At 33.1% G+C, this 13,951-nt stretch carries 12 protein-coding genes; all 12 read right to left on the reverse strand.

Features of this window, described 5'->3' with window-relative positions; translation table 11 throughout:
• Positions 1-60 precede the first annotated feature (60 nt).
• Complete coding sequence (locus IM744_RS03255; protein ID WP_194506650.1) at positions 61-750, reverse strand: TIGR04283 family arsenosugar biosynthesis glycosyltransferase; 690 nt, start codon at positions 748-750, stop codon at positions 61-63.
• Positions 751-777: 27 nt separating this feature from the next.
• The gene (locus tag IM744_RS03260) at positions 778-1,695 is read right to left on the reverse strand and encodes a DUF547 domain-containing protein (protein WP_241738274.1); all 918 of its coding nucleotides are present in this window, start codon (positions 1,693-1,695) and stop codon (positions 778-780) included.
• Between the two features lie 40 nt (positions 1,696-1,735).
• A complete protein-coding gene (locus tag IM744_RS03265; RefSeq protein WP_194506651.1) occupies positions 1,736-2,623 on the reverse strand; it encodes a sterol desaturase family protein in 888 nt (295 codons plus the stop codon).
• Between the two features lie 6 nt (positions 2,624-2,629).
• The gene (locus tag IM744_RS03270; RefSeq protein ID WP_194506652.1) at positions 2,630-4,156 is read right to left on the reverse strand and encodes a hypothetical protein; all 1,527 of its coding nucleotides are present in this window, start codon (positions 4,154-4,156) and stop codon (positions 2,630-2,632) included.
• Positions 4,157-4,160: 4 nt separating this feature from the next.
• Positions 4,161-4,973, reverse strand: a complete 813-nt coding sequence (locus tag IM744_RS03275; RefSeq protein WP_194506653.1) for a purine-nucleoside phosphorylase — start codon at positions 4,971-4,973, stop codon at positions 4,161-4,163.
• Positions 4,966-5,643: a TIGR04282 family arsenosugar biosynthesis glycosyltransferase gene (locus IM744_RS03280; protein WP_194506654.1), complete on the reverse strand. Its 678-nt coding sequence runs from the start codon at positions 5,641-5,643 to the stop codon at positions 4,966-4,968. The genes IM744_RS03275 and IM744_RS03280 overlap by 8 nt, the downstream gene beginning before the upstream one ends.
• A 124-nt stretch (positions 5,644-5,767) precedes the next feature.
• Positions 5,768-6,259 (reverse strand): rhodanese-like domain-containing protein, encoded by a 492-nt coding sequence (locus IM744_RS03285; protein WP_194506655.1) that lies wholly within the window; start codon positions 6,257-6,259, stop codon positions 5,768-5,770.
• A 4-nt stretch (positions 6,260-6,263) separates the two neighbouring features.
• Positions 6,264-7,091, reverse strand: coding sequence for a metallophosphoesterase family protein (locus tag IM744_RS03290; RefSeq protein ID WP_194506656.1), 828 nt, complete (start codon positions 7,089-7,091; stop codon positions 6,264-6,266).
• The gene (locus tag IM744_RS03295) at positions 7,076-8,410 is read right to left on the reverse strand and encodes a sodium:solute symporter family transporter (RefSeq protein WP_194506657.1); all 1,335 of its coding nucleotides are present in this window, start codon (positions 8,408-8,410) and stop codon (positions 7,076-7,078) included. Before IM744_RS03295 ends, IM744_RS03290 begins: the two co-directional genes overlap by 16 nt.
• A gap of 5 nt (positions 8,411-8,415) precedes the next feature.
• Positions 8,416-9,858 (reverse strand): SusD/RagB family nutrient-binding outer membrane lipoprotein, encoded by a 1,443-nt coding sequence (locus IM744_RS03300; RefSeq protein WP_194506658.1) that lies wholly within the window; start codon positions 9,856-9,858, stop codon positions 8,416-8,418.
• A gap of 122 nt (positions 9,859-9,980) precedes the next feature.
• A complete protein-coding gene (locus IM744_RS03305; RefSeq protein WP_194506659.1) occupies positions 9,981-13,175 on the reverse strand; it encodes a SusC/RagA family TonB-linked outer membrane protein in 3,195 nt (1,064 codons plus the stop codon).
• Between the two features lie 49 nt (positions 13,176-13,224).
• Positions 13,225-13,911 carry a TIGR04282 family arsenosugar biosynthesis glycosyltransferase gene (locus IM744_RS03310; RefSeq protein WP_194506660.1) on the reverse strand — a complete coding sequence of 229 codons (687 nt, stop codon included), beginning with the start codon at positions 13,909-13,911 and terminating at the stop codon, positions 13,225-13,227.
• Positions 13,912-13,951: the final 40 nt, after the last annotated feature.

The following is a 13,951-nucleotide window of genomic DNA, read 5'->3' on the forward strand; positions in this document are numbered from 1 at the left end:
TTTATAGTCTTCAAACTACAAGGTTTTAGAAACCTTGCAGGAAAGAGGAAGTTTTAAATTCTAACAAATATACTTCTTATAATAAACCAATAATTCATCTGCACTAGCACCAAACCATTTTTTAACATAAATCGTCCAGAAGTGATATTGCAATTTCCAAACACCATGTTTACGATAGAGTCTTGCTGAGGTTTTTATTTTTTTATTAATGACCACAAATTCTTTTCTAGCATAGAGTTCGTTGATTAAAATATTGTCTTCATAGATAATATAATTCTCATCATAACCTCCAATCTCATCAAAAAGAGCTCTTGTAATAAACTGACTTTGGTCACCACCACGACAAGCTCTCCAAGAAAATTGGGTGAGCCAACTCGCTAATCGTAACCACCAATGATTACTATCAAATTTTAAACGAAAGCATCCAGCATTATTCCCTTTTTTTACTTCGGAAATGATCAATTCATCAAAATGTAGAGGCGGAAAAGAATCTGCATGCAAAAAATAAAGAATGTCGCCTGTTGCCATTTTTGCACCAAGATTCATTTGTTTGGCTCTACCTTTTGGAGATGAACGGATCTTAATTTTTAAATCTAAATTCTTAATAACATCTTGAGATCCATCAGTACTGCCTCCATCAACGACTATAATTTCTGAAATATTCATCAAAGACGAATGGTCTATTAAATGAAAAAGAAGATCTTCAATCGTTTCAGCTTCGTTTAAAATGGGAATAATAATACTTATCATAGTTCTATCTACGCAAAAATAGGATCCTTAGTTTTGTTCATTTAAACTCCAATTGTAATCCTTGTAACTCTTTTTTGCTTTTGAAGAAATCTTAACGTCAGTATACTTATTGAAAAAATCAATTAAATCTTGACCATCGTTTTTAAAGTCACCACCATACCATTTAAATATTTTTGATATTTCAATAGAGTCCTCACTAAACTCATTTTTTGTTGGATCATTTAAAAATCCTCGAGTTAATAAGTCTAAGTCAGTTTCCAAATTTTTTGAGGTAAACGCTTTATTGTATAATCTTGGGCAAGACACAGCAGCACATACTAAAGCAAAATGAATTCTAGGTTCATCCATTTTCCTAATAATTTTATGCTCAACATCATTTAATGTATACCATTTTTCACCTATTTTAATAAAACGTTGATTCCAAGGTCCATCAATATCTTTAATGCTTTTTGTTGGATAATTATCTAATATGAGCTTAACCGTAAATGCATTGTAAACATTCATCCAATAGGCTAAAGTTTCATCTTTAGTCCAAGAATCTTGAGGTGGATTTTTAGAAAGCATATCTAAGTACGTATTAAACTTTGTTTTGTCAGCTTTAAAACCTTTGTAGTTCACATTTCCTTGGTTTGAAACATGTTTTTGTAATAAATCGTTCCATTGAGAATGGTCTATAATAAATTTACCTTGTGTTATATATAATGTACTGTCTCCTATAATAGTAACATAATCTGTTTGAACGTCATCTTTAATTTCAGTATCTAATAAAACCGTTTCTTCTACTTCAGTTTTAGTTTCTTCTATAACTTCAGTAGCAGTTTGGGTTGAGGTTTCAATAACAGTTGTTTGTGCTTGAGTGTTTTCAGAAATAACAGTCTTTGCAGAGCAACAACCATATGTGCTGATACTCATAAATAAGACTGCAAAATGTTTTAAATAGTTCATGTTTGAATTTTATTATTGTCATAAACACTTACGATAAGCCTTAGCTTTTGGTTTTAAGCGGATATAACTCTTGGTGTAAAAAATCTTTCGGGAAGTGTTCATCACCTTCAAAACCTAATTCTATGTCTCGTCCATCATATGGAACATAGTTGGTTTTAAAGATGTAATCCCAAATACTTAACGTTAGTCCGTAATTTACACCAAACCTAACATGTTGAGGAAGTTCTTTTGCGTGATGCCAAATGTGCATCTTCGGATTATTAAAAATATATTTTAACTTTCCGTAATCCCAACCCAAATTAGCATGGTTGAGGTGACCAATAGCAATAGCGAAGAAATAGACAATAGCAACATCGTGCGAACTATAATTTGCGATGATCGCAAGAGGAATATATCTAATAGAATTATACATAACAGGCTCCATCCAGTGGTAACGCAAATGCGCAGCAAATCCCATTTCTTTAACGCTGTGATGTACTTTGTGGAAATTCCATAAAAAAGGAAAACGATGCAATAAACGATGTGTGTTCCATTGTACAAAGTCATTGACTAAAAAGAAAATAAGTAGACCCAACCACTTTGGTAAATCTGTAGAATCAAAAAGTTGAAAACTAGATAACGAAAGTCCAACAGCTCCAAGGATGTCATTAAGAAACTCTGCAACCGTATTTGATAAAGCGATGAGCACAATTAAATTGAGAATAAAAAAATTGAAGAACATGTAAAATGTATCCAACCAAAAATCTTTTCTAAATAAACTTTGATTTTTTCGCCACGGAAAAAGGGCTTCCAACAACCATACAATTAGTGAAATAGCAATTAGTCCATAGAAATAATTATCCCAATTGTTTGGTAGAAGAATCTCGTTCTTCAAATAATTCCAGTATCCCGAATAGGAGTTTTTTATGAGTTCAAGGTATTTTTCCACTTGATATTATAAATTTAATTTAAGTAATTGCTTTCGCATATTCCCTTGTCCTAAGATATGAATAATAGAATTAGATTTTACAGAGCTCTCAGCTCTAAATATAATTTCAGAATCTACATTTGGAAATACGATATTTGGTGCAATTATACCTTGTTCATTAACTGTAATATTATAAAAATTTGTCTTGTTAAGGCGTTTGTCTTGCTTTACAATAAGCTTTTCTTTATCAGGATCTATGTAACCATTAATAAAGATATTAATTTGATTGTTTGCAAAAAAGGTGAATGTAGAAGAATCTCTTTTATTAGATTTCGATTTTATTTTTTCTGTCTGTCTTAACTCTAGCACATTATCCCAATTGATAATACCTTGATCGTTTATTTTTCCGACTAAAATATCATCAAAAACCTTGTAGCTATAACTAATAGGGTTAATGGTTATAAATGCTGAAATAGCTCCAACACCAAACGATGCTATTGGAATCCCTATAGGTAAACTTTCTCTTTTTAAAATATAAAATTGACCTACAATATAGGTATTGAATTCATCGTCAATAAAAAGATTATTGATGTCTACACTGCGATTACCTATTAACCAACCAGAAAAATAATTTTTCGCTTTTTCATTGTAAAATTCAGACTGTTTTTGAGATTCCAATTCTAAAGATTCTAAATTGATTTTATAATAGGTAAAACCTTTATAACCTCCTTTTTTAGAATGAGAATATAAGCCAGCAATAATCATGTGATTATCTTTAACTTTAGAATTAATCAATTCATAACTGTCAACAGGAATTTCAATATCTAAAAAACGTTCTCCAGCCTGAGAACGCTCAATTAATCTGTAAAAGCGCAGATTGTCATCATTCTTGTCATGTAGTTGAAATAAAGCATAAACCTTGTTGTTTATAAATTTGGCATTGAGAAAACTGGTATTGCGATGTGATATATCTTCATCTGCAAATACATTGATTTGAGTGATTTCTTCTACATCTAAAGAAAACACTTTGACATAAGCAAACGTTGATTGATCCTCAACCACAGGGAAGTTTAAAACAAGGTTTGAAGATCGTTCTAAGTTAATGAGATAATTGTTTTTTAATGCTTTAAATAGAGGTTTATCGGTGTCTTTGTCTGTTTTTAATAGTTCTTTTTTTGTGAGTGATTTTGTTTTTAAATCTACAACATCCAATCTTAAACTTATGGTTTGATCTTCTCGTTCCTTAATGAAAATATGTGCTTTTTCGTTTAAAATAAACACATCTAAAATATCTGTTTCATTTTTTGTTTCTATTTCAAGACGCTCTGTGAAGTTAAGGCTATTAAAAAACTCAACATAATAATTTCGTAATGTGCCATTAATTCTATGTGGCCTAATTGAAATGAAGTTTCCTTGGTCGTCACTTGCGGTTATTTCACTTTTATCAATCAAAAATTGACGGTCTTTAACAATTTCTCCTTTTGCTATTTGTTGGGAAAACCCAAAGTAAAAACCAGAAAAAAACAATATAAAAATAAATGTCGTAAACTTCATGTGATTAGAGACTCTTAATCAATTCCTTAAATAGCGTAATCATATCTGGTTCTGCTTTACCAGCCATAGCAATGATTTCACTAATATTAACAGGTTTTAAATTATTTGGATCACATTCATCTGTTAAAACAGAAATTGCTGCTGTTTTTAAATTTAGATGATTAGCAACAATGATTTCAGGTACTGTGCTCATTCCAACAGCATCTGCACCAATTATTTTAAGCATACGATATTCTGCTCTGGTTTCTAATTGCGGACCAACAACACTTGCATAAACACCTTCATGTAGTTTGATGTTGTTTGCTTTAGCAATCGCTTTAAATTTTGTGTTAATCTCAAGATTGTATGGTGCGCTCATATCAGCAAAACGTTCACCTAATTCTTCAACACCTTTAAATGCTAGAGGAGAACTACCTTGCAAATTGATATGATCGTCAATTAACATTAATTCGCCTTTTTTAAAGTCTAAATTTATAGCTCCAGACGCATTTGATACTAATAAAGTGTTGATGCCTAATTGTTTCATGACACGAACAGGATAGGTCACATCTTGTAATGAATAACCTTCGTACACATGAAAACGTCCTTGCATCACAATGACTTTTTTGCCAGCTAAAGTTCCATAAATTAATTTCCCTTTATGAAATTCTACGGTTGCTGTTGGGAAGTTTGGGATGTGGTTGTAGCTCACTTCTGCAATCACTTCAATTTCATCGGTTAGTTGCCCTAGACCTGTACCAAGAATGATTCCAATTTCCGGATTCTCAAAACCTTTAGATTGTAAATATTCTGCTGTTTCTGTTATAAATTTAATCATGGATTTTGTAATATTTTTTTAGTTGATCATAATGCTTCATATCTTCAAAAGTATCAATATCGTTTAAAGATTCTAGTAAATGTACGTTACTATTTTGTAAATCATTCAAGGTGTCTTGTCTCACAGTTTCTGTTCCCCAATTTTTGTTTTTAAAAATAGCCTCTTTCATTTCTTTTAGACCTAATAAGTAATAGCCACCATCCTGAGCAGGACCAATAACCACATCATTAGTTTCTAGTTGATTAAACCCGTCTTCAATAAGGTTTTCATTTAAATCTAAAAGGTCACTGCCAATAATAATCACTTTTTTATAACCAGATTGTAATAAATCTAAAAATGCATGGTACATTCTTTCACCCAAATCATTACCAATTTGGAGTTTCCTATTAAATGTATCTTCACTCCATAAATCACTGGTATTTATTTCTTCGGAATAAAACACATAACGGTCAGCTTTTACTTTTTGTGCAACATTTGCAGTATGTTCTAGCAAGTGTTTATAAACATCTAAAGCAGCTTCGTCTCCAATTGTTTTAGCCAAACGTGTTTTACATTTTCCTAATTCTGGATTTCTAGTAAAAATGATAATGGCTTTTTGTGACGTCGGAAAGTGAAAATTAGCAACCAGATCTTGATCGCTATTTGTATTGTTATTGGATAAAATTCCCATATACTTTACTCAATTAATATTGTTTTTACAAAGGTCTATAAATGAAAGTAATTATGAGTTGGTTTTAACTTCATTTTCAGAATCATAAAAAGTTTTAAATTTAATATTTAACTCGAATATAAGCTCAATATACTTTTGTCCCTTTTAATAAGTATTTGCTCCAATGCTCAGAGAATGCATGAATACTATCGGTTTTTAGTTCTTCGGAATTATAGACTTCAAAATCTTTGTTTTTCCATTCAAAAATTCCTCCATAAAGGTTCTTAACGTTTGTATAGCCTGCTTTTTTAAGATGATTAGCAATGGTCTCAGATCTAATACCTAAAGAACAATACACGACAATAGTTTGATCTTTATCTTTTAGCTGTAACATTGTTTGTTCTAAGCTGAAATGATTGTATCCAACAAAAATCGCGTCTTTAAGATGACTTACTTCATATTCAGAGGGTTCTCTAGCATCCAGAATAATAGCTTCAGTTTTAGGCATTGCCAACTCTTGAACCGAAATATATGGCACACTATTTTTATTGTGTTGCTTCAATAAATCGTTTAAAGAATCTTGAGCTTGAAGTGAAAGCGATAGTATTCCGAAGAAAATGTAAAGTATTAATTTCATGTTTTTATAATTGAATCCCAAAACCTTGTAAACCGCTTTCTATTTCTGGTAAAATTTCGGTGTTATCCCAAATACCTGTGACAATTGTTCTTGCGTATTCTTGAGGTAATAATCCGTTGTCCATCAATTTACTTGTCAATTTGTAATTGTAATCTAAGGTATGATGTTTAAAGGTAAAGTTTTCTTGTGCATTGTCCAAAATAGCATACCAAACACTTGGGTTGCCATTATTAGCTGGCATACCAATTACACCAGGATTTAACCACAATTTATTGTCGTTTTCGTGATAAAAAGGTAATCCACAATGACCACCAATAATGACATCACTTTTTGTCGTTTCAAAGTTGGATTGCTTACGTTCCCAAGGAGTAGATTTAAATATAAACTCTGAAGTATTGTCGTAAGATCCATGAACCACAGTCACACGCTTTCCTGCATAATTAAATGTGATGTGATCAGGAATTGTTTCCATGAAATTTAATGAGCTCTTAGATAATTTGCTTTGCGCAAAAGGATACCATTGTTGAGAAAAGCCATCACAACGAGAACCTTTTCTAAAATCACATCCACAATCTTCTGCGCCTTCACGTAATTGGATTTCAACGTTGCCAGCAATACTTTTTGCTTTCCAAAGTTTAAATAATTGAACTGTTTCTTCAGGTTGCGCACAATAGCCAACAATATCTCCTGTGCAAATACAGTTTTCTGCGGAAATTTGTTCACGTTCAGCCACTTGCTTCAAAGCTTCTAAAGCTTGCAAATTACTGTAAACACCTCCAAAGAGAAGCACTTTCCCTTTTATGTTTCCTAATTTTTCTATTTTCTTATCCATTTCGGAATGATATATAAAATGATACAACTTAAAATTCCCCAAACATTTACCCAAAGCAAATCGGCATATTTACCTTTTGTAAATATTAATGAGTCTGGAAAAATCTCAAATACTAACATAAATCCAAAAACCAGTCCACAAATCACACTCAAGTAAAAACTAATTTTAGGGACTTTCATATTCCAAAACACAAAGACTGGAGTTAAACCAATAACCATAGTTCCAGAGATGGTTGTGGCAGATAAAATTGCAGCATCTAAAAATACCGGAAGTGTTCCTAAAACAGCAATTGCTGCCATAGATACACGACCAAAAGTCAAGTTTTTACCCATATTTAAATCGATCGCTAATAATTTAGAGAACGACGAAAATGTCGAATCTAACGTAGACGCAGCAGATGTAATCATGATAAAATTAATGACTAGTAAAATGACAACACCAAAAGCTTTTCCAACTTCTACAGCTGCCTGCCCTTTCATGCCTTGAGTTTGTGCGTAAACACCAATAAAACTAAATAATACAATACAAAGCGCACCCAAAATACTAGCTAGTAAAAAGCTTTTCCGTGTTACTTTTGGTGAGGTTATAAATGCACGATCTGTCAAAACAGGATCATGAAACGGATAACTAAACGATTGAATAATTGCAGCAAAAAATAAGTTTAAACCTAATTCAAAACTCCAAGTTCCTGAAGTTGCTATGTCTGTAGGTGAAAAGTCTTCCGAAGAAAAAATAGTGCCTAAAATGACAATCAACAATACCGAAAATAAAACCATCTGTATCACATCTGTAAATATCGAACTGCTCAATCCGCCTTTTATAGCATAAGCTAACGTTAATACAGTGAAAACAATAATAGCTAAATAATAAGGTTGGCTTCCGCTTTCTCCAAAGTAACTTCCAATAACCATCGTGTTACTCCAAACTTCATTAAATAAACGAATGGCGATCAAAATGGAGAAAATTGCCATGGCACCTTTTCCAAATTTAGAAGTCAAAAATTGGTGAATACTTTCAAATCCACCTTTAGTTCGCATTTGGTAAATCAAAATACCAGCAACTGCAAAAGATAAATAATAACCAGCATAGGCGACACCACCTACAATCCCGTAATCGAGACCTAGGTTTGCAGCATTAGTGATACTTTTGGCAAAAATCCATGAGATAATTAAGCTCCCAGTCAACACCAAAGTACTTGGTGGCTTACGATTGCTCACAGCTTTAAAAAACTGATCTCTTGTTCTTGCTAAAGGCGACAAGAAAAATAGTATCAAGCTTGATACGATAATTAATGTCCATTGCCAGTGTATTGTTTCCATATTATTTACTCATTCCACCAAACCGGAACATTAATACTATTATCATTAGTAGCTGTTGCAGCTAAATTATAATTCTCGTTATTTAAAGCTTCCTCTTCAGCAGGATAAGGCATGCGAACTGGGATCAAATCATTATTGAAACTTGCAGAAATAGTTTGTAATTGAGGGAATCCTGTTCTGCGATATTCTACCCAACCTTCATAACCATTGATGACGTTAGCAATCCATTTTTGAGTGATAATTTGTTGTATAGGTGTTGTTTCTGGTGCATTAAAAGCAGCGTTTCCTGCGAGATATGTAGCAGGTAATTCAGTATTCCAATAGTCAAAAGCCAAAGCAACTCCTGTTTCATATAAAATTTGAGCATCTGCTGTAATCAAGTTTCTTGCAGCAGCTTCTGCTAATGCAAATTGTACTTCCCAAGCTGTGATAAAGTTAGCATCAAGTGTTGAGGTATCTTCTCTAAACGATGTACCAGCTAATGAATAATCTGCTAAGGTTACAGAGGTTTCCGAAGGGTCAATTCCGTTTAGTAATCCGTTAAATTCTTCTGTAGTTGAGTTTGAGGATGGTCTAAAAAAAGTTCCAATTCTCGTGTCATTTAAATTGGTTAGAATGTCATCCATCGTTTCAGACATTACAAAGTTATTGAAATCACCAATACGTAATTGTGCTAATCGAAAACTGTTAGGATCTGTATTCGTGAAATTAAAAATTGCATTTTGTGCATTTGAAGTAATGTAATTTCCTTCATCAAAAAGAGTTTGAAGTGCTTCGGAAACATCAACTTGACCAGAAATGCGGAGCAAATGTTTAATTTTTAGGGAATTTGCAAAACGCACCCAAGCGCTTAAATCTCCATTAAATAAAATATCACCTTCTAACGGAATTACATCGTTATACGCTTCAATCGCAGCAATCCCTTTATCAAGATTGTCTAAAATTCCGTTTTCGTTTTGATAAATGTCCTCTTGTAAATCGTATGCAGGAGTAACGGTTCCGTTGACACCATTAAAGGCTTCAAAATAGGGAACATCGCCAAATAGATCTGTTAATCCTGCAGCCATGTAGGCTTTTAAAATTAATGCAGGACCTTCGTAAACCGAGAAAGTTTCTATAGTTCTCGATTGATTTAAAATAATCTCATTATCCCGAAGATTTGTATAAAATATTGGCCAAGGATTACCACCTAATTGTGGTGATTTTAAGTCGTGACGATCAAATAGATTAAAATCTAAAGCGGTTCTATGTTGTGATAATAAATCTCCAGCAACAAAACCTTCGTAACTCATGTTTTCTCCAAAATCATAAATGACTTGGCGCAACAATAAACTAGGCTGAACAGTTACTGGTGAATTTGGGTTTGTATTAATCTCCTCAAAATCTTTGGTGCAACTAACCGTTGTTAAAAGACTAATGAATGTAAATATGTAGAGTATGTTTTTCATTATTTCTATTTTATCCTGCAAGGTTTCAAAAACCTTGTAGGTATCTTAAATTTTATATTACACTTAAACTTTTCAAACCTACAAGGAGTCCTCGTCCCTCGGAAACGCCTTGCAGGTTGAGATTAAAAATTAAATCCAGCTTTAAATCCAATGCTTCGTGTTGAAGCATAACTCATATCTTCAACTCCACTTATAAAACCATTGCCTTGAACAGCGAGTTGCTCTGGATCAAAATGCGGATTCTCAGTAATCACAAATAAGTTGTTACCAATTAATGATAAACTCAAATCTGCGCCTTCTTTTAATCCTAAAAAACCATTTTTTAATTGAAAATCATAGCCAATAGAAAACTGACGAAGCTTTAAAAAAGACGCATCATATACATTGTTTTCTTCGTGGTTTCTATCATAAAACTGCCTGTAATAACTTTCTGCAGATACAGCAACTGTATTTGGTTCTCCTGTACTTTGATTCACACCTTGAGCAATAATACCTTCTTCTGGTCTATAAGCAGTTTCTGCTAATTGACCACCAACATTACCTAAAGCACGAGTTCTAGAAACGATTTCTCCACCTTGTCTCCAATCGAATAAGAAACTCATGTTCCAGTTTTTATAACTGAAATTATTGTTCCATCCTAAAGTGAAATCAGGATTGTAATTTCCTATTTTTTGAAGATTGTTATCTGCTATGAATTGTCCGTTATCATTAATCAAGAAATCACCATTGTCGTTTCTCAAATAACCTGTACCATAGATATCTCCAATGCGTCCACCTTCTTCCACTTGAAACCAAACAGTTTGGTTGGCACTATCGTAAATTCTACTGTAGGCTAATGTTAGTCTGCCATCTTCTTGTGGTAAATCTTTTATAGTTGCGCGACTTGTTGCAAAATTGAATAATGTATTCCATCTAAAGTTTTGAGTTCTAATTGGAGTCACACCTAAAATGATTTCAACACCTTGTGTGTTTACTTTTCCTCCATTGACCACTTGTTGATTGTATCCAGAAGACGAAGCAATAGGTAAAGAAATGATTTGATCTTTAGTTGTTGCGTTATAATATGTTAGGTCAAATTTTAAACGGTCTTTAAAGAAACGCAAATCTGTTCCTACTTCAAATGATGTGGTTTGTTCTGGCTTAAGGTTTGAATTTGGTATAAAATTCTGATCACTAAATGTTGGCTGACCATTAAAAGGTGTTTGTGATACAAAAGCACCAGACGTTTGATAAGCTCCAGTGTCATTACCAACTTGAGCGACACTTGCTCTTAATTTAGTAAATGAAAAAACCTCAGGTAATTCAGTCACATTAGATAAAATAAAACTCGTTGAAACCGAAGGATAAAAAAAAGAAGTCCCATCTACAGAGAAAGGTGTAGCTAAAGCACTAGACCAATCATTACGACCTGTAATATCTAAAAAGAGATAATCTTTATAACCAAATTTTGCGATTCCGTAGAGTGAATTGATTCGTTTTCTACTTTCAAACTGAAACGCCTCAATTGGTGATGCAGCATTGTTTAAGTTGAAAATTCCTGGTTGTGCTAAGTTGACCGTTTGTAATTGTTTGGTTGACGCATTTTGGTCTAGACGATTTCCGCCTAAAGAGATATCAAAAGAGATGTCACCAAATTGGTTGTTGTAGTTGACTAAAAAATCGGTGTTGACTTCTCTAAATGTTACGTCATGCTCAGCATAGCCTCCATTTTGAAAACGGTTACTACTAAAATTACGACGTAGTTGTCTGGTTTCGCTACTATAATCCATTCCTGTACGAAGCGAAACACTTAAATTATCTGTGATTTTATGATGAATTCTAATGTTTCCGAAGACACGATCACGTTCAAATGAGTTTCTGTTTTCTTCTAGAATAAAGAAAGGATTATCAAAAAATGTATAGTTAAAAGAATACTGTTGTAAACCTTCTAAGCCAGGTTGCCAGTAGTTTCGTAAACTATTAATATCCAGTGAACGTGGTCCCCAAGCAACCAAAGAATAATTGGCGTTTTCACTACCATAACCATTTGAAGGCCTGTTGTCACTACTTGAGTTGACATAATTTATTGAAGTATTGATTTCGGTTTTATCACTAGGATTGAAATTTAATTTTGCAGCCACTGTTTGTCTGTCGAGATTAACACCAGGAATGATAGACTCACTGCGTAAATCTGTGAAAGATAAACGGTAATTACCAGTGTCAAATCCGTTAGAAATTGATAAGTTATTTATGGTTGTTACACCCGTTTTATAGAAGTCTTTGAGGTTGTTTGGGTTTGATCTAAATTCGGTTGCAGTAATTGGAATTCCAGAATATAACGATGTGTCACCACCACGAACAAAAATGCCATTGCCTAAATCTACAGGACTGTCAAATTGCGGAATTAAATTTCCTGCATCCAATCGTGGTCCCCAAGAATAGGTGATGTTGTCGCTAATTCCGCCACCAAGACCATCAACATATTCAAACTCTCCAGATTGTCCTTGACCATATTGATTTTGAAAATCTGGTAAACGAAATGCAGAATCCACAAAAAGCGACGTGTTAAAACTAACACCTAAACCTTTTTTATTACGACCATCTTTTGTTTTTATAACGATAACTCCGTTTGAAGCTCGTGTTCCATAAAGTGCAGCAGCATTAGCACCTTTTAAAACGGTTACAGATTCTATGTCGTCTGGATTGACTTCCATGGCACCATTTCCAAAGTCTATTTCTTGAAAACCTGCAGCAGCTTCATTAGTAAAGTTGAACACAGTTTCGTTGTTAATTGGTGTACCATCAACAATAAACAAAGGGTTGTTATTAGAAAAAGAGGACTCACCACGAATTGTAATTTTTGAAGATGACCCAACACCTGTTGCACCTTGAGAAACGGTTACACCAGCTAACTTTCCTGCGATATTGTCAAGGAAATTCACTGTTTTGACCTCGGTTAAGGCTTCAGAATTCAATTCTTGTACGACATAACCCAATTCTTTAGTTTCACGTTCAAGTCCTAAAGCTGTGATCACAACTTCATCCAGAGAAGAGGTGTCTTCGGTTAACTCAATGTCTATGATAGTTTGTGTTCCAACGACTACAATTGTCATATTGTAGCCTAAGTAAGAGTATCTAATTTGGTCATCTGGTGAAGATGCTTCAATAGAATATTTTCCGTTTTCATCAGAAATAGTACCACTTCCAGATAATGTGGTAATATTAACATAAGCCAAAGGTTTTTTGTCAAGCTCGCTAGTAATAGTTCCGGTTACTGTAATTTGTGCATAGCTAAAACTAGAAAGTAATAGCAACATGCAAACATAAATTTGCTTCATTTAATGAGTAATAAGTGTGATTCTGAAAAATATCAGAAATTAAAATCTTCTATATATGAATGAATAGAGGAGAACCCTTATTGAAAAGAAGCGTTTGTGTTGAAGTTTCAATAGAAGAAAAAAGAGAACTTATAATCTTTTTCTCTACGGAAATGTACTGTTGTAAAAGTTGTTTGATGTATTTAGAAATACTTCTAAAACTATCAATAATAGTTTTTGCATCTAAAATGGTATCAATATCTGAAAGTGTTTCTAAATAAGATAAATTGATATTTTGAGATGATGTAAGTCTGGAGATATTTCGGCTTAAAGCTGAAGTTTGCCATGGTAATTTTAGAAACGTCTCTACATTAAAATGAGATTTTTTCAATCCCATTAAATAGAAACCACCATCTTTTGATGGACCTAAAACAATGTCGTTTTGCTGTAATTGATGAACAGCTTTTAAAATATGATTTGTTTGTAAATGAGGTGTATCATTACCAATAGTCACAACATTTTCATAACCTTTATTGTAAACAGATTGAATAGCATTAGTAAAACGCTCACCAAAACTAGAACCTATTTGGTTTTTTTCCGAAGATAAAAAATAAGGTAAGCCAGATTTTTCTACAATCTCTACAGTATGTCTATTTAAGGCATCAAATAAAGCTTCTGAAGATTGAAACGGTTTTTGAGTCGCTTCAAATTCAGCAGAATTTGCAAAAATTAATATGGCTGTTTTGTTATTTTTCATTTGTCATTCCTGCGCAGGCAGGAATCTGTATTTTATATAT

This window comes from Psychroserpens luteus (assembly GCF_015319355.1).
Classification (GTDB): Bacteria; Bacteroidota; Bacteroidia; order Flavobacteriales; family Flavobacteriaceae; genus Psychroserpens; species Psychroserpens luteus.